Annotated in this window: 17 protein-coding genes and 4 tRNA genes; 4 read left to right on the forward strand and 17 right to left on the reverse strand. The window is 44.5% G+C overall.

The window, feature by feature from the left end:
* Positions 1 to 2: 2 nt before the first annotated feature.
* The gene (locus OH461_RS05180) at positions 3 to 1,691 is read right to left on the reverse strand and encodes an Hsp70 family protein (protein ID WP_270019543.1); all 1,689 of its coding nucleotides are present in this window, start codon (positions 1,689 to 1,691) and stop codon (positions 3 to 5) included.
* 719 nt (positions 1,692 to 2,410) lie between these two features.
* Between OH461_RS05180 and OH461_RS05185 the strand changes: the two genes are divergently transcribed.
* Complete coding sequence (locus OH461_RS05185; RefSeq protein ID WP_270019544.1) at positions 2,411 to 2,971, forward strand: hypothetical protein; 561 nt, start codon at positions 2,411 to 2,413, stop codon at positions 2,969 to 2,971.
* A 302-nt stretch (positions 2,972 to 3,273) separates the two neighbouring features.
* On the opposite strand, the gene pheT is transcribed toward OH461_RS05185, so the two are convergent.
* Entirely contained in the window at positions 3,274 to 5,679 is a 2,406-nt protein-coding gene (gene pheT / locus OH461_RS05190; protein WP_270019545.1) for a phenylalanine--tRNA ligase subunit beta, read from the reverse strand.
* Between the two features lie 16 nt (positions 5,680 to 5,695).
* Positions 5,696 to 6,679 carry a phenylalanine--tRNA ligase subunit alpha gene (gene pheS, locus OH461_RS05195; protein ID WP_260259188.1) on the reverse strand — a complete coding sequence of 328 codons (984 nt, stop codon included), beginning with the start codon at positions 6,677 to 6,679 and terminating at the stop codon, positions 5,696 to 5,698.
* Between the two features lie 236 nt (positions 6,680 to 6,915).
* Here pheS and OH461_RS05200 point away from each other — a divergent pair, with 236 nt between their 5' ends.
* Entirely contained in the window at positions 6,916 to 7,401 is a 486-nt protein-coding gene (locus OH461_RS05200; RefSeq protein WP_270019546.1) for a GNAT family N-acetyltransferase, read from the forward strand.
* 28 nt (positions 7,402 to 7,429) lie between these two features.
* On the opposite strand, the gene OH461_RS05205 is transcribed toward OH461_RS05200, so the two are convergent.
* The 5 genes from OH461_RS05205 to OH461_RS05225 form a co-directional block, all read right to left on the reverse strand.
* A complete protein-coding gene (locus OH461_RS05205; protein WP_270019547.1) occupies positions 7,430 to 8,545 on the reverse strand; it encodes a GGDEF domain-containing protein in 1,116 nt (371 codons plus the stop codon).
* Between the two features lie 178 nt (positions 8,546 to 8,723).
* Positions 8,724 to 9,911, reverse strand: coding sequence for a hypothetical protein (locus OH461_RS05210; protein WP_270019548.1), 1,188 nt, complete (start codon positions 9,909 to 9,911; stop codon positions 8,724 to 8,726).
* 9 nt (positions 9,912 to 9,920) lie between these two features.
* Positions 9,921 to 10,721 (reverse strand): outer membrane lipoprotein-sorting protein, encoded by an 801-nt coding sequence (locus OH461_RS05215; protein ID WP_270019549.1) that lies wholly within the window; start codon positions 10,719 to 10,721, stop codon positions 9,921 to 9,923.
* A gap of 27 nt (positions 10,722 to 10,748) precedes the next feature.
* Entirely contained in the window at positions 10,749 to 13,127 is a 2,379-nt protein-coding gene (locus OH461_RS05220; protein WP_270019550.1) for an efflux RND transporter permease subunit, read from the reverse strand.
* Between the two features lie 211 nt (positions 13,128 to 13,338).
* Positions 13,339 to 14,112 (reverse strand): TetR/AcrR family transcriptional regulator, encoded by a 774-nt coding sequence (locus OH461_RS05225; RefSeq protein ID WP_270019551.1) that lies wholly within the window; start codon positions 14,110 to 14,112, stop codon positions 13,339 to 13,341.
* Positions 14,113 to 14,336: 224 nt separating this feature from the next.
* Here OH461_RS05225 and OH461_RS05230 point away from each other — a divergent pair, with 224 nt between their 5' ends.
* Positions 14,337 to 15,446, forward strand: a complete 1,110-nt coding sequence (locus OH461_RS05230) for a PQQ-dependent sugar dehydrogenase (RefSeq protein ID WP_270019552.1) — start codon at positions 14,337 to 14,339, stop codon at positions 15,444 to 15,446.
* Between the two features lies 1 nt (position 15,447).
* Here OH461_RS05230 and OH461_RS05235 read toward each other — a convergent pair whose 3' ends face one another.
* The 6 genes from OH461_RS05235 to OH461_RS05260 form a co-directional block, all read right to left on the reverse strand.
* Positions 15,448 to 16,938 (reverse strand): GGDEF domain-containing protein, encoded by a 1,491-nt coding sequence (locus OH461_RS05235; RefSeq protein ID WP_270019553.1) that lies wholly within the window; start codon positions 16,936 to 16,938, stop codon positions 15,448 to 15,450.
* 17 nt (positions 16,939 to 16,955) lie between these two features.
* A complete protein-coding gene (locus OH461_RS05240) occupies positions 16,956 to 17,462 on the reverse strand; it encodes a hypothetical protein (protein WP_270019554.1) in 507 nt (168 codons plus the stop codon).
* A 366-nt stretch (positions 17,463 to 17,828) separates the two neighbouring features.
* Positions 17,829 to 17,904: transfer RNA gene (locus OH461_RS05245), tRNA-Gly, on the reverse strand.
* A 15-nt stretch (positions 17,905 to 17,919) separates the two neighbouring features.
* Positions 17,920 to 18,006, reverse strand: a tRNA-Leu gene (locus OH461_RS05250).
* A gap of 86 nt (positions 18,007 to 18,092) precedes the next feature.
* A tRNA-Gly gene (locus OH461_RS05255) sits at positions 18,093 to 18,168 on the reverse strand.
* A gap of 4 nt (positions 18,169 to 18,172) precedes the next feature.
* Positions 18,173 to 18,246: transfer RNA gene (locus tag OH461_RS05260), tRNA-Cys, on the reverse strand.
* A gap of 319 nt (positions 18,247 to 18,565) precedes the next feature.
* Between OH461_RS05260 and OH461_RS05265 the strand changes: the two genes are divergently transcribed.
* Positions 18,566 to 21,577 carry an EAL domain-containing protein gene (locus OH461_RS05265; protein ID WP_270019555.1) on the forward strand — a complete coding sequence of 1,004 codons (3,012 nt, stop codon included), beginning with the start codon at positions 18,566 to 18,568 and terminating at the stop codon, positions 21,575 to 21,577.
* An 89-nt stretch (positions 21,578 to 21,666) separates the two neighbouring features.
* Here the strand turns inward: OH461_RS05265 and pgsA are convergent, their stop codons facing one another.
* The 3 genes from pgsA to uvrY form a co-directional block, all read right to left on the reverse strand.
* On the reverse strand, positions 21,667 to 22,224 hold the full coding sequence (pgsA, locus tag OH461_RS05270) for a CDP-diacylglycerol--glycerol-3-phosphate 3-phosphatidyltransferase (protein WP_270019556.1): 558 nt from the start codon (positions 22,222 to 22,224) through the stop codon (positions 21,667 to 21,669).
* A 75-nt stretch (positions 22,225 to 22,299) separates the two neighbouring features.
* Complete coding sequence (uvrC, locus tag OH461_RS05275; RefSeq protein ID WP_270019557.1) at positions 22,300 to 24,132, reverse strand: excinuclease ABC subunit UvrC; 1,833 nt, start codon at positions 24,130 to 24,132, stop codon at positions 22,300 to 22,302.
* Positions 24,132 to 24,776 carry a UvrY/SirA/GacA family response regulator transcription factor gene (gene uvrY, locus OH461_RS05280; RefSeq protein ID WP_260259201.1) on the reverse strand — a complete coding sequence of 215 codons (645 nt, stop codon included), beginning with the start codon at positions 24,774 to 24,776 and terminating at the stop codon, positions 24,132 to 24,134. Before uvrY ends, uvrC begins: the two co-directional genes overlap by 1 nt.
* Positions 24,777 to 24,988 lie beyond the last annotated feature (212 nt).

Below are 24,988 nucleotides of genomic sequence, written 5' to 3' on the forward strand. Positions count from 1 at the left end.
ATTTACTTAAAACCTAACCTATCAAGCTGTTGATATATCTCTGTTCTATGCTCTCTTATCTCTCGTTCATTTTGCGAATCTAGAACTGACTCAAACGAGAATATAAACTGCTCAATTACACCACGTAGTTCCGCTGTATTTTCGGCATAAAGCTGATGCAGTTTCTCTTGTAAAGTAATGTTTGGAACTGACTCTCTTGGATGAAACTTAAGCTGACTTAACTTATCTTGACTGGCAGCGATTTGCTCTTGGCTTATCCCTTCAGGCGACTTATCAATTACTTTGCTCACCGTTTCACCAGTCGATTTTGGCGTAACATCGACTTCTAACAAGCCATTAATGTCATAGCTAAAACGAACATCAATCAGCTCTTGCCCAGCTTTCCCTTTAGGCACTTCAACATCAAAGCCATCAATAAAGATGTTATCTTTAGCCCACAAACGTTCACCTTGATAAATGGCGATTCGGATTTCTGATTGATCGTCATAACAAGTTGAAAAGGTTTCTACTCTTGATACTGGAATTACTGTGTTGCGGTCTATAATTGGAGAAAATACTCCGTCTCGATCGCCACGCACGCACTTAATACCCAAACTGTATGGACACACATCAGTTAAGATAATCTCACTAACGTGCTCATTTCTCAGGCGACAAGCTGCTTGAATGGCTGCGCCTTGAGCCACCACTAGATCAGGATCAATCTCACTGTGACCAAAGCGGCCTAACAAACGGTTTGCAGCTTGTTGAACCACTTTAAGACGAGTAGAGCCGCCGACAAAAATCAGTTCGTCAATCTGTTTAGATTCAAGGCGAGCGTCCGTCAAAGATTGCTTCAATGGGCGCACAATTCGGCTCAAAGAGTTTTCCCAAATTTTATCCATCTCTGGTTTATTAAAACTCATCGACTGCGCAAAAGGCTCTGGCACATCTACGGTGACACCATCGTTATAACGATGCTTTGCCACTTCACAACTTGAGCGTAGTGATGATAAAAACGCCAATGGCAACTCTTCCAGAGATTGGTCGAGCTTATCCAACACGGCATGAATCAAATCTTCGGTAAAATCATCTCCGCCTAAGAAGTTATCTCCTGTAGAAGCTCGAACTTCGATGAAGCTATCTGCGTTCTCTACTACCGTGACATCAAAGGTGCCTCCGCCTAAATCAAATACCAGAAATCGACTTTGTGATTGCTTGTGTAAACTATAAGAAAGGCATGCTGCGGTCGGCTCATTAATTAGCCTTACCGCATTTAACCCTGCAAGTTGTGCCGCAGCTTTGACCTCTTTTCTTTGTGTGTCATTAAAATAAGCAGGAACGGATATCACCACATCTTGAATAAGTTGTGACAAATGCGCTTCAGCATCTTGTTTTAATGAAGACAAAATTAGCGAACAGAGCTCAACTGCGCTGTACTCTTTTTTGGACAATTTAAACTTACGATTTGTCCCGAGGTAACGCTTAAACGAGCCGACCGAGCTCAAAGGCTGAGTGACTAACCTAGATTTAGCCGCTTCACCGACTAACAAAGCATCATTTTCATCAATCGCCACCACTGATGGTGTAAGGTATTTACCTAAGCTATTAGGCACAAACTCTACGCTGTCACCTTGCCATACGGCAATGGCACTGTTGGTTGTACCCAAGTCAATCCCGATGGCTAATGGCTGAATCGTATTGATATCATTCACAGAATAAGAAACCAGTTGAATTTACTTAGGCGTAGTTTGCATGTTTTACGTGCAAATTACCTTGACTGACGTTCCAGAAAAACCTGCCTCTCACAATTAAAACTGTGAATTTACAATGAGTTATACTGTTTAACTGGTATTTTAAGACTATAGAGTGTCCGAAGGAGATAAAGAATATCAAGGAAGTTGAGGTGGACGGCTGTGTTTTAGCCTGAATATTTACGATGTAGGTCTTCGATATTTGCCTTATCTAACTTAGTAGATATAGGACAAAAGTCCTGACTCATTTCTGCCCCATTGCTTCATAGCTCCGCCGAACGGAGTCCTTCAAACGTTATAGAAGAGACCAAATTAATTTAATCCATGTGTATGACTGCTATACGGATATTTTTCGTAGGTTTCTCACGAATATCTCTTTCGATTCATAAAATAGCATTATATTGATTGATTTTCATAATGTACGATAGCAACGTAATAAAAACATAGATACGGAAAAGACTACGAACGGTACGATAGCTCACAATACTATATAAACAGAATGTTCAGTAATAAACATTTTGGCATGCAAAAGGATGTGATGAGAATTGCTTTATTTATGACTAATAAAATGCAATGGCTCACTGCTATCCTGAAGTAAAAATCGATCTTAGATATATAATGGAGATGCTCACTTGGTAATGATAAAAACAAGAACGTTACTCAGTATATTTACTATAACCTTGAACTTAGTCATAGCATCGCAAACCTGTGCCGACGATAGTATTGTCGGCGCAAGCCCATTGGTAGGCTCTCTAAAAACCATTCACATTGTCAGTTATCATCACGGTTCGACATGCCTTTCTTCGTTATTGTCTGAACCTCAATTGGATGCAAAGGTAATGGTCGCGGTGAAGCAACATGGATTAGATTCTATCGACGGCTTGGAAGTTATTGATAGAAACGAGCATTGGTCGCGGATTATTTCTAAAGGGTACAACCAGTATGATTACGGTGGGTTCAGGGTGCACCTGTTCACACAAAAACTGGACAATGGACAGTGTGTTGTACTGTACGAAGCATTTCTTAATTTAAAAATCGATGCGGTAATTCAGCGTTCCAACGAAACTACAACGAGAGTTGACTACCATTTCTACATCTACAACACGTTGATATCAGGTACACCAACAGAACTGCTAGAAGATATAGACGCATTAAATGATCATGCAGCCAAACTGCTAGTGGATTTAGTCGATAGTTATAGAAAGAGTACAGACGAAATGTTTCCTATGCGCTTGCAATAAGCAAAGGTGAACAAATAATCAATGTTTGACCTTAATGTAAGTATAGTTAACCTTCGAATAACCAAAAGGCTAATTAGAGAAGAAGATTAGTGAATATTGTAGAACATCGAATATTCACAATCTGAACTGTATTATCAAAACTATACGAAGTGTTAAATGACCATACCTGTAGTTATTCGCTAATTTATCAATGTAACTGACAAGGTTCTGTTCAATTACGAGTTAGCCGCTACTCCTTATTTACTCCAAACAAAAAGGCCTCGCAATGCGAGGCCTTTGGTTTTCTATCTAATCAGAAGTGATTAGTCACGCAGTGACGCACCGAACTTCTCAGATACGTGAGCAACGATTGCATCAACCGCACCAGCGATGTCTGCATCTTCTAGCGTACGCTCAACTGACTGTAACGTCAGTGCGATTGCTAGGCTCTTCTTACCTTCTTCAACGCCCTTACCTACGTAAACGTCGAACAGTTTCGCATCTTTCAGGAACTCACCACCTTGCTCTAGACATGCAGCAACGATGTCGCCAGAAGCTACTGCTTCGTCAACAACTACCGCGATGTCACGACGGTTTGATGGGAACTTAGAAAGCTGTACCGCTTCTGGAATCACTTTAGTGTTGATTGCAGACCATTCTACTTCGAATACGATAGTACGGCCGTTTAGACCAAACTTACGCTCTAGTTCTGGGTGAACAGTACCAATCACACCTACCTGCTTGCCATCAAAGATGATTGCTGCTGATTGGCCTGGGTGAAGTGCTGGGTTCGCCGCTTTGTCTTCTGCTGTTAGTGCAGCAAAAGAGTATGCTTTTTCGTTAGCAGATAACTCAAGAACAGCCTCTAGGTCGCCTTTAAGATCAAAGAAGTCAACGGTGTTGGTTTCAATGTCCCAGTGCTCTTCGCTACGAGTACCAGCGATAACACCAGCAAGCATAGGCTCTTGGCGCATGCCGTTTTCAGCAGATTCACATGGGATGAAACGTAGGCCGTATTCAAATAGACGAACGCGTGGCTGTTGACGCTTCTGGTTGTGAACCACAGTGTTTAATAGACCTTGGATTAGGCCTATGCGCATTGCTGACATATCCGCAGAAATTGGGAATGGCAAGATTAATGGCTCAACACCTGGAACAACCAGTTTTTGCTGCTCTGGCTCAACGAAGCTGTACGTAATTGCTTCTTGGTAACCACGGTCAACCAGTAGGTTACGAACACGCTTAAGTGGCAGATCCGCTTCTACGTGGTTGTGCATCTTAAGTGCAGCAGCAGGGTTCTGGTTTGGAATGTTGTCGTAACCGTAGATTCGACCCACTTCTTCAATCAGATCTTGCTCGATTGCGATATCGAAACGCCATGTCGGTGCAACTGCTGCCCAACCTTCTGCTGTTGTTTCAACAGTTAGGCCTAGACGCTCTAGGATTTCAACCACATCAGCATCTGCGATGTGGTGACCTAGTAGGTTATCTAGCTTAGTGCGGCGCAGTGATACTTTGTTTGCTTTTGGAAGTTCAGCTTCTGACTCAACGCCAACCACTGGAGCAACTTCACCACCACAGATCTCAACAAGCAGCTGAGTTGCACGCTCCATTGCGCTTGCTTGTAGTGCGAAGTCCACACCACGCTCAAAACGCATTGAAGAATCAGTGTGCATACCGTAGCTACGCGCACGGCCACGGATGTGGTCAGGTGCGAAGAATGCACACTCAAGTAGCACGTCTTTAGTCTCAGTCGTTACACCAGACTCTTCACCACCAAAGATACCAGCGATTGCTAGTGCTTTGTTGTGGTCAGCTACAACAAGAGTATCTGCATTTAGCTCAGCTTCGTTACCATCAAGAAGAGTGAGTTTCTCGCCTTGTTCAGCCATACGAACCACAATACCGCCTTCAATCTTAGCGAGATCGAATGCGTGCATTGGTTGGCCTTGCTCTAGAAGAACGTAGTTAGTGATGTCGACTACAGGGTCGATAGAGCGGATACCACAGCGGCGCAGTTTTTCTTGCATCCATAGTGGTGTTTCAGCTTGAACGTTTACGTTCTTAACTACACGACCTAGGTAACGTGGACATGCCGCAGGTGCTTTCACTTCGATAGATACAGTATCTTCGATTGATGCAGCAACCGCTTCTACAGATGGCTCTGTTACGTCAGCACGGTTTAATACGCCAACTTCACGAGCTAGACCACGAATGCTGAAACAGTCAGCGCGGTTTGCTGTTAAGTCTACGTCTACGGTTACGTCATCAAGACCTAGGAATTCACGGAAATCGGTACCGATTACTGCGTCTTCTGCTAGTTCCATGATGCCATCAGATTCTACGTCGATGCCTAGTTCAGTGAATGAACAAAGCATGCCGTGAGATGGTTGACCACGTAGTTTCGCTTTTTTAATTTTGAAGTCACCTGGCAGTACAGCACCAACCGTAGCAACCGCTACTTTGATGCCAAGACGACAGTTAGATGCGCCACAAACGATGTCTAGTAGCTCTTCAGCACCAACATCTACTTTTGTTACGCGTAGCTTGTCTGCGTCTGGGTGTTGGCCACATTCGACAACTTTACCCACTTTAACGCCAGTGAAAGAGCCAGCTACAGGAAGAACGTCGTCTACCTCTAGGCCAGCCATAGTGATTTGGTGTGTCAGTTCGTCAGTAGATACCGCAGGGTTAACCCACTCACGAAGCCATGATTCGCTGAATTTCATAGGATTTGCCTCTGGATTACTTGAACTGTTTTAGGAAACGAAGATCGTTCTCGAAGAACGCACGTAGATCGTTTACGCCGTAACGCAGCATAGTCAGACGCTCTACACCCATACCGAATGCGAAACCTGAGTATTTCTCTGGGTCAATGCCTACAGAGCGAAGTACGTTAGGGTGAACCATGCCACAGCCTAATACCTCTAGCCACTTACCGTTTTTACCTTTCACGTCTACTTCTGCTGAAGGCTCTGTGAATGGGAAGTAAGATGGACGGAAACGCACTTCCACTTCTTCTTCAAAGAAGTTACATAGGAAGTCATGCAGGATGCCTTTTAGCTGTGCGAAGTTTACGTTTTCGTCAACTAGCATACCTTCCACTTGGTGGAACATTGGCGTATGCGTTTGGTCGTAGTCGTTACGGTAAACACGGCCAGGTGCGATGAAACGGAATGGTGGTTTGCCATTTTCCATTGTACGAATCTGAACGCCAGACGTGTGAGTACGAAGCATCAAATCTGGGTTAAAGAAGAAAGTATCGTGGTCAGTACGAGCTGGGTGATCTTCCGCAATGTTCAACGCATCAAAGTTATGGAATGCATCTTCGATCTCTGGGCCAGACTCAGTGTTAAAGCCTAGTTCACCAAAGAACTGTTCAATACGCTCAACAGTGCGCGTAACTGGGTGCAAACCGCCGTTTTCGATACGACGACCTGGTAATGTTACGTCGATAGTTTCTGCCGCTAGCTTAGCTTCTAGTTCAGCACTTTGTAGTGCGTCTTTACGAGCTGCGATAGCTTGTTGAACAACGCCTTTCGCTTTGTTGATCTCTTGACCAGCACTGCGGCGCTCTTCTGGTGGCAGTTTACCTAGGCTTTGAAGTTGAGCCGTTAGCTCACCTTTTTTACCTAGATACTGAACACGCACTTCATCAAGTGCGACTAGCGAATCTGCAGCTTCGATTGCTGCGTTCGCATTAGCAATGATCTCTTCTAGATGTTGCATCGTTTCCTCATCTACCTATGTCTAAGGTTGGCCTTAGCATAAGTGGTAGTGTCCATAAGCGTCCCATACGGGATCTTGGGTCTTCAAATAGCCTTACATAGTAACGAATGCCGTGTCTAAATCCAATCTGAAATCTGTATTCTCACCGCCTTTGTGTAAAAATTCGGCTCTAATGTTGATTGTCCGCAGTTTTGTACCCATATCCAGTGTGAAATAGAGCAATTAAGGAAGCAATTATGTCGCTGGTTATCACTCCGATTGAAGCCCAACATGACCATGAAATCTGCCAAATAATCAAAGCTGTAGGTGAGGAGTTTGGCGCCGTTGGCGAAGGATTTGGCCCGTCAGACATAGAAGTTGAAGCGATGAGCCATCATTACACGCTGTCAAACAAAAGCCTCTATCTGGTGGCCTCGGTAAATGGAGAAATCGTCGGTGGTTGTGGGCTGGCCCCTTTTGCTGGGTCAAACAGCATCTGTGAACTGAAAAAGTTATTTTTATTACCACAAGGTCGTGGACACGGTTTGGGAAGAAAGCTCAGCGAGCAGTGCTTTGAATTTGCCAAGCAGCAAGGATTTACCCAGTGTTATTTAGATACACTCGCATCAATGACCGCGGCCATTGCTCTGTATGAAAAACTCGGTTTTGAACATCTCAGTGCTCCGCTAGCAGAAACGGAACATGGTGGTTGTGATGTGTGGATGTTAAAAGAGCTAGATTGATCTAGCCCTTACTCTTCATCTAACGTTATTACTCAACGCTAAGCCACGCAGATACGCGGTTGCGGCCACTCGATTTGGCTTGATATACCGCGTTATCCGCAAGCTTAATCAGATCATGGAAACTGTCCATATCATCACTTCGCTCTGCAATTCCCACGCTAATACTTCCTTGCCAAAACGCTTTACCCAGATCAAGTTGTACTTGCGCTATGTTTTCCTGTGCTTTACTAGCAATATGCACCCCACCCGCTTGATCAGTGTTTGGGCAAATAACGAAAAATTCATCGCCGCCTAACCGGCACACCACATCATCGTTTCTAAAATGATCTTTGAGCATCTGCGCGATTTCTTGTAACACTAGGTCACCTGCATCATGACCAGCACTATCGTTAACCTCTTTAAAATGGTCAACATCAATCATAATCGCGACTAAAGGTTCATTTTTCTCTTCCGCTAGTTGCCAAAAATGTCTCAACTGACGCATCGCGCAGCGTCGATTGGGCAACTGAGTCAAAGAATCGGTTAAAGAAAGTTCTTCCAACTGCTTATTGGCTTTTAATAATTGATGAGTACGTTCTTCAACCATCTCTTCTAAACGTTGGTTTAGCTCAAGCAAGGCTTTATTGCGCTCTGAAACTTGATCGAACAAACCGGTAAGGGCATTCACAAGCGGCCCTGTACTATTGTCTTGGGCTTTTTCTTCTTGTTCATAAGCGAGCTTAGGGTCAACCCCGCGATCTATCTTCTCAACTTGGCGCGACATATTCTTATCGATACCCAAGATATGGTAAGCCAACCAATGGATGAGGAAGTTGAGCAGCAACTCAGACGCTTGTTTATTCTCTTCACTGATAAACGCTTGCATACTGAAGATCTCAGTCATAAACGCTCGGTGAACCTTAATGTGTTTATCGAGATGTTCAGAGTAAATGCCCTTATCACGCATCAAGTTTTCTTCTTCCCGAAAGTGGAACTCAGAATAACGTGACAGCTCAAACAAAATAGTGCGTATATCTTGAAGGGAAATACTGTTTTCTTTTACTAATGCTCCATAGCGGTTAATGATATCAACCAAGACCTGATGCTGTTCGTCCACCAGTCCAATACCAGTTTCGTAACAGCTATCCCAAACGAATGAGTTCATCGAGTACCTCTTTGAGTACTGACAGCGATACGCCGTAGCCAATTAATAATTATTATTTATGACTTCCACACTAACTTAAAAAACCTTCTATTTCATGGGGCTTATGCACAAAACGTTTCATAAACCGCAAAGCCTCCTCGCCTTGCGGTTATTCGCTAAACAAATTGGTCACTATCGATTAAAAATAGAACTCCAGAGCGACTTGGATAAAATCATCTTTTCTGCCGAAGTAAAGTAAATCTGATGGTGTTTCATTTTCAAATAGCCATGCGTCAACACGCCATTTAAGTTGGTTGGTTAATCGACTCGACGCTTCCAACTTGCCGTTGTACACATCGCTGTTATCCAAATCTTGGGTAATACCAAACAGTATCTCTGTGCCATCTTCATCATTGAACGCTAATCGGGTTCCGACAAAAATATCATTTTGCCCTATGCCCTGAGCATTGACCCCGCGGCTATCGTACAGATATTCAGCTATCCACCCGACATCCCACACAGAATCAAGTGCGCCAACCCAAGTGTATTCAAAACCGGCAACCAAGGCAGTGTGATGATCTAGGCTATCTCGGTAAATAGACTCTAGCTTCCACAACCAATCGCCAGCAATACCTTGGACATCAAGCCCCACTTGTTTTGCCTGCGCATAAAATGGGCTAAGTTCTTGGCCATTGAATTGATAATAGGGATCTCGATTCGTCCCCTGAAAATAACTCAGCCCTACATCCCAATCATCCAGCATCACGCTGTAACGCAGTGCGAAATCCACATGCTTTTGCTCTCGGCTCGATTCGTACTTCGCCTCGCCCGTCACCGCGGTCGGCGGCCTTAATCGCCCATCAACACCAGCAAAGTTTCGCTCACGAAAATAGGGCGTCAATAACGCATCAACGGTGCCCCACTCTTTGATGCTGGTAAAATGCACCATGGGTTGACCTAGCTTCTGCTCACCATCGACAGATTCCACTTCATCGGTTTGGTTAACTACATCCACCAAATGGGCTGATTCGGTCACTCCCCAGAAGACCTTACCAATCCCAGCTCTTAGTTCGTAATCATCCCAATAGGTTAAATACAGCGCCTCACGAATGTCACCGTGTGTACGCTCTTCATCGAGACTGTCTAAACGAAAAAACGGCCTAAAAGTAAAACTTGCGCCTCCTTCCTGTAACTCCCAGTAAAACTCAGGCTCAACGACAAGTGATGTTTGATATTCATCTTGTCCTTGCAGGCCTTGTTGGAAAAACTGTCGATGTTCTAGATTGACCTGCCCAGCGATATCCATTGCCCATGCGGGAACCGATAAACCACTGGCGATAAGAAGGCTAGCGCTCATTGCGCCAACCTTAATACTGTTTTTCACCATACCTTTCACCTATTTCACACGCTTCAAGATATTCTTTTGAAAATCTTTATCTTCAAGGCCAGTCTGAAAAGCTAAATCACTGGTATTAAGCTCGGTACTTTTACCCGACTGATGATTGACCATCTTCATCTTATGAGCACGCCAATATTTATCGAGGTACAGCTGATAATCGTTGAACGCTAACGTTTTCAGTAATGCGCCTCTACGATCATAAAATTCGATTTTAAGCGGACGATAATGCTCCGTGTCGAGCCATACCATCTGCTTGGTATAGCCAGAATACTTATCCGTAGGAACCTGCTCCAACACGTAAACATCCTGTCCTTCAAACTGCTCTTGATTGACCAAATTGAAGCTGTACTTTTCTAGCTCAAATGAGCTGAGATCTTCATACGAAAATTCACTGCCCATAAAAGGGCCCGATTTATTACGCGATGAAATACGCTTTACTCGTTTTAACGCAGGTAAATAGAGCCATTGATCATCAGCATCCACCACATGAGAGTGGTTTAAAAATGCCGTGCCTTTCACATCCCTAGGTTCGTCAAAAATGGTCAGCCCTTTATCACCATCATCATTAACTTCTAGCGACTTCAAACGCATTAAACGAGTGCTGCTTTCTCCTGAAGCATTGCGCAAAATCATCTCCATTGTTGCGACCGAGTCACCCCAACCTTGGTCTCTCACTTTACGTTCTTGGGCGATTTCTAAGCCTCGCTGTGCATCTGCGATAGCATTAAAGCTTGTTGTAATAGTGAGTAGCGATGCTAGCGCTAAACTGTTTACGATTGATTTAATTGTAAATTTCATAGTGTGTCGTCCTTTTCAAACTCTCGCTTAAGCGCGCGAGTCAGCATGTTGAGTGGGGTAAGGTTCTACTTGAGGTGTCGATTGCTGCGAAGGTTGCGGGTAGCTTTTCTTATCAAACTTCATCAGCAACGCAGGTAGGAATACAAAGTCCACTACCAAGGCAATAAAAATAACAATGGCACTGAGTAATCCCATATCGGCATTGAGGCGGAAGGTAGACATAGCCAGCACGCTAAAGCCTGCTACGAGCACCACCGTGGTAATCCATAAAGCTCGACCTACGGTGTGAAAAGCGTAGCGAACGGCTTGTTCCGCATCCTGCCCCATCTTGCGAGCGCGTTGATATTTCGATAGAAAGTGCACTGAGTCATCCACAACGATACCGAGTGTCAGAGTCACCACTACCGATAAGCCAAGGTTAATTTCACCCGACAATAACGCCCACAACCCAAAACCTATGATGGCTGGAGCGACATTAGGCATTAAGCTGATCACGCCGAGACGCAGTGAACGCAAAGAGAAAATCATTAAAGCGGAGATCAGTACTAAAGTGATTGGCAAGGTAGAAAGCATACTCGCCATGTTGGTCTCACCGATGTGAGCAAACATTAAGGTCGGGCTCGACGCAACCACTTCGTATTGAGGGGCATGAGTAGCAAACCAAGCGTAAATACGGTTCTCTAAATCGACCAGCTCGACACTACCTAAATTATCCGTGGTTAAAACCAACTTCACAGATGACTTATCAACGTTAATCTGGTTGTTCAAATCCAAACCAAACGGTAAGGACATCTCATACAGCAACAGATATTGTGCGGCTAGCTCTCTGTCTTGTGGCAAACGGTAGTAACTTTCATCATCCCCGTGCATATTTTTGTTTAGACGTTTATACACGTCTGACAGTGTCGCAACATGGTCAGTTTCAGGCTGGTCACGAAGCCAATCACTAAAGCTATTCAAAGTACTGAGGAACGTTGGGTCTGAAATGCCTTGCGATTCAGCAGTCTTTATCGCAATGCTGATATTTGTCATCCCGCTGATTCGCTCCTCCATAAAGTCAGCGGCTTGACGGAACTCGCTACGTTGATCGAAGTATTTGACCGACTCGTCATTCACTTTGTTAAGAGGGATTAATGCTGCCGTTGCAACAATCACCAATGCCGATACAGGCAATAGCAGTTTTCGATTTGCAACAACAAGATCACCCAAGCCATCCATAAAGGTACGAGGTTCATCTTTGCCCTGCGCATATGGTTTAACGCGTATAGGTAAAATCTTAAGCAGCGCTGGGAGTAAGGTAACTGACAACAAGCAGGCAATCATGACTCCCAATGCTGCTAAGTTACCAAAATCACGTAGCACCGGAGAATCTGACATGTTCATCATCAAGAAACCAATCGCGGTGGTCACTGAGGTAATCAATATCGGCATCGCATTAATCGCAACACTATGGTTGATTGCATGAACCTTGCTATCACCATGCTGCATACGTTGACGCATAGTCGCAATAACATGCACGCAATCGGCCACAGCCAGTGTCATTACCAAGGTAGGAATATTGACCGTTGCGGTACTTAAGAACATTCCTGCCCAGCCAGACAGCCCCAATGTGGAGCTAACCGATGTGATGATAACAATCAGCGTGGCGACTACGCTGACAAACGAGCGCAACATGATGGTTAAGAACACCAATATCACCAGCAGCATACTGGGTACTAACGTCGCACTGTCTTCTTGTGCTGCCACCATGAATGCATCGTTCAGAGCAATGATGCCCGCCTTATGGAACTCTACTTGAGGATAAAGCTGCTGATATTTTTCTATCAGTTGGTCGGTATAAGCGACTGCCTCGATGGTTTCCGCTGTTTTGTCGATTTCAGGAAGTTGCACAGTAATGTTGATCACCGAAACATCACCCGCTTTGGAGATCATAGAATCAACAATAACCGGTTCGTTGAGGGCGATATTTTTCGCTCGTTCAATACGCTCTGGCGTCAGCGGATAATCTTCGAACAGGAGATCTTCAACTAATAAATCATCTTGTTCCGCTTCGGTATGCTGGTAGTTTGCTAGAGAATCCACTCGGCTCGCATACGGCACTTGCCATGCATCATAAGTGAACTGCTGAATCAGCGTTAAAGTGCTTTCAGTGAATACATTGCGATCTTTAGGCGCAATGATAATGGATAAATTGTCGGATTTAGCAAAAGTCGTTTGGATTTCATCAAAGGCCATTAACTGCTTATTCTGACCATCAAAAAAGATGTCGTAATCACCTCGAAAATAGAGGTTTTTACCGCCTATGGTCGCTGCAACTATCAAGCCTATCATGGCCGTAACTACCCACCAGGTGAATCGAGTAGGCCAAGTAAACCATGCGTTTGAATTGGGATTGGTTGCGTTCATCACACTCTCCATTTGTGACGCTTCGTCAATTATGTTTATTTAGAATCCAGCAATTCGCTGGATTTTGAATAAACTCGATCAGCTTCCTAGCAAACAAGGAAGCTGCATCAAAAACTGACGAATCGTCACCGAATGGCAAAATAAAAGGTCGAAGATAAACAGCCCGACCTCATTATCTACTCGTTAGAACGTATCCATCTCGCTTAAGCGATTAACGTCCAACTGAGTGTAAATATTCGATTTCATCATTGAAGAGTTCTGTTTCAACACGTTGCCATGTTTTACGGTAGTCCCACTCGGTAGACAGTGGTTTCCAATCGAGACCATCGAGCAACATATTGGCATTGTGTAATACAGAAAACGGATCTTGAATGCGCTTAATACAACGGCTGTTTGATGCGTTCTGGGCTAAAGCATTTGAACCAAATGCAATTGACCAGTTGGCAAAGACGATAGAGTCAGAACCAATACCAGGAGAGAATTTTAAATCTCCTGATTCGACAGCACGATTGATCAGGTCGTCTGCGTAATCAATAAGTTGCTCTTCCAACTCATTCAGTTCTTTGACTCTCTCTGGGGAAGCTTTTTCTAGTACCCATGGGCTCTTAGCCATAATAGCGCACGTAGATAGCACAGGCTCCATTCGAGCATAAATACGATAGCTTACGTGCATCGCAATCACTCGTTCACGCGAACTGCCTTCAAATTCAGCCGAACGAGCAAATAGCAACGACTCGGTTCTCAGTGAATGAATGCATAACGCTATGATCACATCTTCTTTGCTGCAAAAATGATTGTAGATAGTACCTTTAGAATAAGGGCTCATCGCGGTGAGCTTATCCATCGTCAAGTTACCGAAGCCTTGCTCTTGAACAAGAGACTTAGCCAGCAATATGAGCTCTATCTCTCTATCTGCAATGGCTTGCTGTTTCTTGGTTAATCCCAATATACAGCCTTCGCTTTTCCCATTTTTACAGCTACACATGTTCTACCAAGCCTATGTCTTAAGTTACTCCCTAACCATTATATTGTAACACGATTCGAAACACGCTCCGAACTCGTTTTTATGACGACTCGTCATTTTTGACACTTCGTCATAATAGCTCATCAATTGAACAGATCAAGCTATTTTATAAAAACAGTGAATAATTATCCCGACAGAGCATTTTGCTAAGCTATACATCAAGAAAACCAACAAGGATGATATTTATGGCTCAACTTCATCGGCTACTACTCATTGTTTTACTCGCAACGACACCCAGCATTGTATATGCCAATACGGTCAATCACTTAAAAGCGGATAACTGGAACGCAGAAGCCATCTACTCCGGTCTCAATGTCCCATGGGGGCTAACACTGATTGATCAAAATAGAATGCTCGTCAGTGAACGTAATGGGCAAATAGGCATACTTTACATATCAGACAAGCGTTACCAGCCTATTTATCAACTACCTGATGTCGCGGTTACTGGGCAAGGTGGTCTTTTAGATATCGCGCTTTCCCCTTTCGCCCCCAAAAAAGTGTATTTCACGTATTCAAAGCGTTCGAATGGAGCCATTGAAACCACGCTGGCGCAAGCCACGCTAAATGAAGATTCTCTAAGTGAAATCACGGTTTTATTTACTGCACAATCTGGCTCAACGTCTGGTCGCCACTTTGGCAGCCGAATCGCTTTTGATGACAAATATCTCTACTTCTCCATAGGGGATCGCGCTGAACGCGACAACGGGCAAGACCTAACCACTCACGCGGGCAGCATCATCAGATTAAACCCTGACGGTACAGTTCCAAGTGATAACCCATTTATAACAAAACCCAACGCTCAAGCAGCCATTTGGAGTTATGGTCACAGGAATCCGCAGGGACTTATATTTGACAAGCGATTAGATAGATTATGGTCGGTCGAGCATGGTCCAAGAGGTGGCGATGAAATTAACATCATCGACAAAGGAAAGAATTATGGCTGGCCAATTACATCGCACGGCAAAGAATATTGGGGGCCTATTGCAGTTGGAGAAGCGAAAGAAAAACAAGGCATTGTCTCTCCGCTGAAAGTCTATATACCTTCCATCGCGCCCGGGTCTCTCGCTATATATCGTCATGACAAGCACAAAAGGCTCAACAACGCTTTATTAATCGGCGCACTAAAACTTGCGCACATCAATGTGGTTAAGCTAGATGATCAAGGTAACATCATTTCTGAACAACGCATTTTGCAACAGTTAGGCGAACGAATTAGAGACATTGAAGTATCTAAAGATGGTGAGATCTATTTCAGTTCAGACAGTGGCAAAATCTACCGTTTGATCACGCTGTAATTTAAGCAGGTTCGACAGCGAGATCAGCACTAAAGACACTCGCCCATGCCACGCGATTGCGGCCAGCGCTTTTACACTCATAAAGCGCTTTGTCCGCAGTTGCGAACAGTGACTCGACTAAATGCTCATAAGTGCTTTCTTCCTTACCTAACGCCTCTTTCTGAGCTAATGCTCCACCGATCGATATGGTTATTTTCCCGTGTTGGCCGTTACCTACATGCTCAACATTCAAGTCTTCAATCGCTCTTCTAACCAACTCACCAACGCGCTCTAGTTCATTACGATCATGACGCGCACATAACACCACAAATTCCTCGCCGCCGTAGCGAAAGGCCATATCGACGTTAGTCAGCGCTTTTTGAACATGGCAAGCGACCGTTGCCAAAGCCGCATCCCCTTGCATGTGGCCGTAAATATCGTTAAATGCTTTAAAATTATCGATATCGATAATCATCAAGCCGACGTATTTACCTTGTAAAACGTTGTTTTTGATATAAGGCTGAGAGGTACGTGCGTATTTGTATCGCGAACCTAGCCCAGTCAGTGGATCCGCATCCGATTTCGCCCGCAGAGAATTCATTTGTCGATCTATTTTAAGCAGCAGTCCTTTATATGCCTGTGCCAATTGGCCAATTTCATCAGAACGTGTCAGTTCCGGTAAATCCTTAATATTGCTGTAGGTCTCTTCACCACTCATACTCTTAGCTAGGTTTTTCAACGGCGCGACTACCCAATGAGTTGCCCACAATACCACGGCGACTGAAAGCACCACCGCCAGCAAGGCTTCGAAGACAATATCTTTCATCAGAGTAAGCTTTATATCGGCAAGCTTACTGGCATCAATCACCGCCCATAACTCGCCACCATTTTTATTTCTCAGTGGAAGCAGCACATGGAGTAAATATCCTTGCTCTTGTAAGAAGTAATTGTCATCCGTTGAGGTTGGCTTTTGCCATTTAACAGTGGCTGTTTTTTCTTGGCTGTAGCTTTGTGTCAGTGCTTGGTACTCAGCTTGTGCTTTGTTGAGTAAATAACTCAGTTTACGGGTTTTAATGGTGTTGAAGCTTTCGACTTCTTTCAGCAACGCCGTCAGTTTTTCCACACGCTGTTGTGCGGAGGCAATTTCTTGTGGTTCAACATCAGCGCGCCATACTTCTTTATCAATCGGCAAGTAGCGAACATGGACGGATTGACCGGAATAATCTGACGTGCCTTGAATATCGACAAATAAGATATCATCTACCACAGCTAACGCTTCAATGGTTTGTGGCATGGTTAAGTTGGCGTAATTAATACCTGAAACAGCAGTAGAGAACGTGTTTACGTGAGGGTGGAGAGATTGCTTTGCGAGTGACGCAGAATAGTCGATTTGGCGATGCCATTCGCTATCAAAACGCGCCATACTGAGACCACTAATGATCAGCAACGCCAATAACAGATGCGAAACCAACAGCATCTGATTAATACTCAGCCTTTTTACGACATTGATCATTTGTGCTTACCTTCTACCTACTTCACTCCAACTCGATCTAGGTCAGTACATATTCCGTTCACACAAATATCCTTATAAGTGCTATGACAACTCTGGCAATAACTGGGTTTTAAGGTGGGATGAGAATGGCTTATATCCTCGCCTTTAATATTGTAACTGCCATAAATAGCTTCGCCGCCGATATGCTCTGTTACCCATAAAATGCCGGGCAGTTCAGTAAAAGCCACCGCGGTTGGACCGTCACTGTATGGCCCTTGGGTAAGAAACTCATCCAACTTCTCAGGGTTGACTCGAATGGTGACAGGAGAGCCCTGCCCATCATTAATCCAACTGTATGCTTGAACGGTTTGTTGAAAAAAGAGTGAAGCGTCTGCAGGCAAAACGGTATCCGCTGGGTAATTCATGGTTTCTTTCACCACAGTCCATGATTCCCAACCAACTGGATAACTTGCAAGTGACTCAGCTCTTAAACTTGGAGAAAGGAAAAGAGCCTGAATTACGATAAAAATCGACAGTGCTTTCATTCTCAACCTATCAATGCACGCTGAAATGCCAAATGTCATTAATATTTTATTGATGTTTATCTAATTGAAATAAAGATTTACATCTATTGCAAAATTGATCTTATTCGATTCTATGGGGGATTAGTATTGTTTTTGCTTGGGAAGCGACAGCGACTCTTAAGCGTGTGTGCTGAATCATAAAAATAGCGCGCTGTTTCATTAGTTTCCTCGCTAAAATGGCGCTAACTTTAAATGAATCTGCTTAACTATTCGCTGTTTAGCGCTTAATCATGCTGTGAGAGTTGTCATAAAAAGTGCTACTGAAATAGGAGATCATGACGCTAAAGAGACACAAAAAAGCCCCGACGTTAGTCGAGGCTTTCTGTTTGGAGCGACACACGAGGTTCGAACTCGTGACCTCAACCTTGGCAAGGTTGCGCTCTACCAACTGAGCTAGTGTCGCAATGTAAGGTTTAGATGGTGCCCCGGGCCGGACTTGAACCGGCACAACGCGAACGTCGAGGGATTTTAAATCCCTTGTGTCTACCAATTCCACCACCAGGGCACACAAATCTAAATTTGTGAGGCCTTTACTGAAGTAAGTAAAACACCATCTAGATATCGATTTTGGTTAATCGCTATCTTTTAATTTGGAGCGACACACGAGGTTCGAACTCGTGACCTCAACCTTGGCAAGGTTGCGCTCTACCAACTGAGCTAGTGTCGCAAAATGGAGGCGCCTCCCGGAGTCGAACCGAGGTCCACGGATTTGCAATCCGCTGCATAGCCACTCTGCCAAGGCGCCTTCGTATCCCAGAACGTTTATCGCGTTCCTCTTGGGTACGGGATGCATTCTACGGATTCGAACTAACGAGTCAACACTAATTTTAATTTTTCTAATCGTTTGAGCAAATTACGTTCAAAGGCGCTTTAATTTGTACTTTTCTTAGTCATCAAATCGCAAAAATACAAGCCGATTACTGTTGAACACACTCTTTTGCCATTCTACTGGCCACGCGCGCTTCGTGAGCGAGTTTACAGATTCGATGCAATGTTATTCAATCGCCTTTAAAATGGAGCTCCAAAACGTAATGCTTGCGGGGAGCTCGATTGGTATTCAAGTTATGAGAAATCAACGAAACGATTACAGACCAACGATCGGCATTATAATGCCAATGTTAAGTGGCTTTTACATGGGTGAGATAAACGTAACCTTACGCAAACTTGCCAGCGAACATGAAGTTAATCTTATTTTTATTCGCTCCGGCGACAAAAGAGACTTTGCACTCAATGTGTCCCTCGCCCATATCGATGCACTTATCGTCGTACTCCACTCCGCCACCCATCGGCTTGTTGAGCAAGCCATAAAACAAGATATTCCCGTGTTCTCGATGGGAGCAAGCTACAACCCTCTCCCCGTTGAGCAATTTTATAGCGACCAAACTCAAGGTGTCGCCGAGCTTTACCAGTGGCTCACCGAGCAAGGCCATCAAAAGATAGGATTTTGTGGCGACCTCAATGTCAATGACATCAGAGAGCGCTATAACTCATACCGTAATCAAATCACTGAGCCATTTGATCCTGAGTTGCTGTTTTCGGTACACAATTGCTATCTTGCGGGTGGACGAGACGGCGCTGTCCTTTTTCAGCAACGTAATCAACCATGTAGCGCCATCATCTGTGCGACCGACCACAATGCATTAGGCATGATTGAGCAGCTCACACACTTAGGGTTCCGAGTGCCAGAAGATATCGCCGTGGTGGGGATAGATAACATCTTCGCAGGCAAACATACTTCCCCTAGTCTAACGACGGTTGATCAGCAGCTAGAAGCATTGACCTCCCATGTTTTCAACCGCGCTGTATCTCGTATTAATGGCGTCGCTTTTTCTTCTCAAATTTATATCCAACCACAAAAAATCATCCGCCGCAGCTCATGTGGCAATCAGGCAAAGGATGATGCAGAAGCAACCCATTCAATTCGCTCTGCTATATCGCAAAGTACACAAACCTCGACTTCGGAAATCTTCGACAATTTTTACTCGCAAGCCAAAGGTGGCTTTAACGCCATACTAGATGCGAAAAGCCTCTACGGCAGTCGATTAGACTGGGCTTGTTTAGCCTCGTCCAATAACGAGGATTATTGTATTGAAAGCTGGGCTGAAGCGGGTATGACTCAGCCAACACCTATTCCGAAAGATTCAGGGCTTAACGACAGAATTGAAGAGTTCCCATTCCTCCAAGGTTGTCCGCACTATGTGGCGACCATTTTGCCTATCGCCACCGGTCAAAAAAATCGATGGAAATTGGTCGCGGTAATTGATCGCGTATCCCAGCAACATAAGATCATTCCGCAAGATACGTTTAACAATTATCTAGATATGTTGGCGCTGTTTATTGAACGTGATGAACTGGTCTCCACCAGCAATCAAAAAGAGCAGAAGTCACAACAGCTATTGCAGCAACTTGAAGTGGTATCGAACAGCTCTAACGATGGCATTTGGGAATGGGATTTAAAGACGAAACAGTTTCGTTTGAATGCTCGCATGTTATCAATAATCGGCGATACATCATCAAAAACTACGTCTGTCTTCGGTTTACGCCAACTTGTGGAACTTATCCACCCTGAAGACCTTTCTAGCATTGAAGAGAGCATCCAAGGGCATCTTACCGATCATCACCCGTTCAAAGTCGAGTTTAGATTACGCAAAAACAGTGGCCGCTACATTTGGGTTAAAGCAAGTGGCTCCGCCGTTTATGAAGCGAACGGGTCGCCAGTGCGAATCATCGGCTCGATCAGCGATATTACCGAGCAGATGAATAGCCAAGAAAAGATACATCGCATGGCTTACTACGACGCGCTGACCGGAGCCGCAAACCGTAGGATGATCATAGAAAATATCAGCCAACACATTGAACAACACCCTACTTACCCGCGTGCGGTCATGATGATGGACCTCAATCGCTTTAAAATGATTAACGACTCCTTTGGTCACCATGTTGGGGATGCGTTGCTGGTTCATGTGGCGAAAGAGTTGCAAAGCTATCTAGGAGAAAATCACCAGCTTGCACGCCTTGGTGGCGATGAGTTTTTGTTTTTCTGCGATGTGGCAGAACACGAAAGTGCAATCCAACTTGCTAACGATATTTTGCGCACCATCGCCAAACCTATGGTGTGCGACAATATTGAAATCACCGCACAAGGCAGTATCGGTATCGCAATGTACCCTCTCGATGCGGAATCCGCTGAAGATTTAATTAAGCGCGCGGATATGGCGATGTATCAAGCCAAACGTCAAGGGAATGCGTCTCCGGTATGCTTTAACCATCAAGAAGAAAGTGCATTAGTTGATGAAGCCACCATTGAACATCACCTGAAGCGAGCTATTAGCAATGATGAAATCGAGCTTAACTACCAACCGCTATACAACCCAACCAGTAATAAGTTCGAGGGGGTAGAAGCGCTAGCAAGATGGCATTCCCCTCAACTGGGGTATATCCCTCCTACTCGCTTTATTGAAATAGCAGAACGAAGCCAATTAATTAATGACTTAGGCCACTATCTATTACACAAGATTTGTGACGATATAAAAGCCTCAGCAAGCTTAAAAGCGATGAAGCACATCTCAGTTAACATCAGCGCCAAACAACTTATCCAAGAGAACTTTGCCAGCGATGTGTTAAGCATTATCAACCACCATAAGTTAAACGTGAGAAAGTTCTGCTTTGAAGTCACTGAAACAGCGGCGATATCCGACTTTTCTCGTTGTCTATTGGCGCTAGAAGAGTTAAAAGCAGCCGGTGCTTACCTGTCTTTAGACGATTTTGGCACTGGCTTTTCATCATTATCCCTATTACAGCGCTTACCCGTTGATGAGATTAAAATTGACCGCTCGTTCGTGGCTGATATCGTTAATGATGACACTCAACTCAATTTCGTTTCGACCATTTTATTGATGGGGCATCAACTGGGCTTGCGAGTTACAATTGAAGGTGTCGAAACCCAGCAGCACCTCGATAAACTCAAGCAATTAGACGCCGACTTATTACAAGGCTACTTTTTTGCAAAACCGCTGACGCTCGAACGATTAAATGAAAAGATCTTTACCTCTCAAGGAACGACCACGGCGAGTTAATCACACGTTGCTTCAAACAAAAAAAAGACCTGCTGAAACAGCAGGTCTTTTTATTGGAAACCCAATAGAACCGACGAAACGTTAAGGGTTTATTGGTGCTCTTCGCTTAGTAAATCATCTTTGGCTGCCATCAGGTATTGAGCCATTGACCAGTAAGTCAGTACCGTTGCGATATAAAGCGCACCATAACCTACCCAAATCATCCAATCGTCATAACGCCAGATCAGCACCCACAGTGCAAACATCTGTGCCAACGTTTTAAATTTACCAACCCATGAGACCGCCACACTTGCGCGTTTACCAATTTCTGCCATCCATTCACGCAATGCTGAAATGATGATCTCACGGCCAATCATGGTCACCGCAGGAATAGTAATCCAGATAGAGTGGTAATGTTCGGTAATTAGAATCAGAGCCGTTGCCACCAGCACTTTATCAGCCACAGGGTCGATAAACGCACCAAAACGCGAGGTTTGGCCAAGCTTGCGCGCAAGCATACCATCTAACCAATCGGTAAAGCCTGCTACCCAAAACACCATTGCCGCTGCAAACGGAGCCCAGCTGTAAGGGAGATAAAAAACCACAACAAAAACTGGGATTAAGAACAGTCGGAGTAGTGAAAGAATGTTTGGGATATTGAAACGCATAGTTATTTGGCTCTTATTGTTTGCGTATGCACTGTTTGCTGCCTAAAAACAGGCCCTTATGGTGCGGGATTTTTTCTATTGTTTCAATGCTTGATAAATGTTTTCTGCCAAAGATCGAGAGATACCAGGTACTTTGGCGATTTCTTCAACAGTCGCACGTTTTAGCTCTTGCAATCCGCCCATATATTTCAATAGCGCTTGTCTGCGTTTTGGCCCTATACCTTCAATGCCTTCTATTGCACTGGTTCTACGCGTTTTTCCGCGTTTCGCTCGATGTCCAGCAATGGCGTGATTATGGCTTTCATCACGGATATGTTGCATCAAATGCAGCGCTGGCGCATCACTTGGCAAATTAAACTCATCACCGTCAGTGGTAATCAAAGTTTCCAAACCTGGTTTGCGAGTCACACCTTTGGCAATACCAATCAAACGAGGACGCTTCGGCCAATCCCCCCAATATTGAGTGATGATCTCGTGTGCGCGGTTCAACTGCCCTTTACCGCCATCGATAAACACGATGTCTGGGATCTTATCAACATCCAACTGCTTGGAGTAACGACGCTCTAACGCCTGCCCCATCGCAGCATAATCATCACCACCAGTAATGCCAGTGATGTTGTAACGTCGATACTCTTGCCTTACTGGCCCTTCCTGATTAAACACCACACAAGACGCAATGGTACTTTCGCCCATGGTATGAGAGATATCAAAACATTCCATCCGATTGATCGAGTCCATCGCCAACAATTCCGTCAGCTCTTTAAAGCGCTGAGAGATGGTCATCTTATGATTAATCTTGGTCGTAATCGCTGTCAGGGCATTGGTATTAGAAAGCTTTAAGTAGCGGCCTCTTGTTCCGGTAGGATTCACATGGAAATGTACCTTTCGCCCTGCAATAGAGCTGAGCGCTTCTTGCAGCGATCCTGTGTCATCCAGCAAGCCCGAATTTAAGATAATACGGGTCGGCACAGTTCTCGCTTCGTTATGGCTCAAATAGTATTGGCTTAAGAAGGCATAGAACACCTCTTCCGAGGTGGTATTGTTGGGAATTTTAGGAAAATGGCTGCGACTGCCCAGCACCTTGCCTTGGCGAATCATCAATATATGAATACATGCGATGCCATTCTCTTGAGCAAAACCCAGAACATCCATATCGTCCATGCTATCTTCTGAGACAAACTGCTGCTCTTGCACACGGCGGATGGCCTGAATTTGATCGCGAAACTTCGCTGCATCCTCAAATTTCAGCTGCTGGCTCGCCTGTTCCATCTTATGCACTAGCGTCTCTAACACTTGCTTATCTTTGCCTTGCAAGAACAAGCGCACATAATCCACTAACTCTTGGTATTCAGCGTCTGAAATAATGCTGCTGACACACGGGCCTGCACAACGGCCAATCTGATACATCAAACAAGGACGCGTCCGATTGCTGTAAACCGTGTCTTCGCATTGACGAACAGGAAAGATTTTTTGAATCAAGTGCAGTGTTTCTCGCACCGCTCCGGAATCAGGATATGGCCCGAAATACTCACCTTTACGACGTTTAGCGCCGCGGTGCATCGACAGTCTCGGGTGCTTGTGAACACTGACAAAGATGTAGGGGTAAGATTTATCATCACGCAGCAGAACATTGTACTTAGGCAAGTACTGCTTGATGTAGTTGTGTTCAAGGATGAGCGCTTCTGTCTCGGTATGAGTTACCGTGACATCAATCTTATCAATATTACTGACCAGCGCGCGGGTCTTTTCACTGTCTACTTTGCTACGAAAGTAACTGGAAAGGCGCTTTTTAAGATCTTTTGCTTTACCGACATAAATAACCACCGACTCGGCGTTATACATTCGATATACGCCGGGTTGGTTGGTTACCGTCTTTAAAAAAGCAGTTGAGTCAAAGGACAAACCCACTATAACGTCTCGGTATCTAGCATTCCATGTCGGATAGCAAGGTGCGTCAGTTCTACATCACCATTGATATCGAGCTTAGCAAACAGTCGATAGCGATAGCTGTTCACTGTTTTCGGGCTCAGGCTTAGCTGTTCTGAAATATCAGTAACCTTTTGGCCTTTGGTTATCATCATCATGATCTGCAACTCTCGCTCTGACAGATCGGCAAATGGATTTTCCGATGCTGGAGAGAATTGGCTTAGCGCCATCTGTTGAGCAATTTCAGGTGAAATGTAGCGTTGGCCGCTATTCACCACACGAATTGCATTGACCATTTCGTCAGGGCCAGCGCCTTTGGTTAAATAACCAGCAGCCCCAGCTTGCATCACTTTAGTTGGAAACGGATTTTCCGTATGAACAGTTAAAACGATGATTTTTACATCTGGATTGAAACGCAGGATTTTTTTGGTCGCTTCTAAGCCACCGATACCCGGCATATTCATATCCATCAAAATGACGTCAACATGATTGTTACGACACCATTTTACTGCATCTTCACCGCTTTCAGCTTCCCCTGCCACGTTCATTCCACGGACGTCTTCAATAATACGTCGTATCCCTGTGCGAACCAGCTCGTGATCATCTACAAGGAAAACACTTATCAAACTTGTATCTCCACACTTATTAATTGGCTTGGCTCTGCACCTACCTGTTTAGGTAGATAACAATTCAGTTGCCTAGTTTAACCTAAAAATGAAAATTTCATTACTCCGAATATGTGCCGAAACACAAAGTTTAGCAAGAACTAATTTTCACTTCTGACGCGTCAATTGCAAATATGCGACTAATCAATACGTTAGACGATATCACAAGTTTT

Source organism: Vibrio sp. LaRot3 (assembly GCF_027587025.1).
Classification (GTDB): Bacteria; Pseudomonadota; Gammaproteobacteria; order Enterobacterales; family Vibrionaceae; genus Vibrio.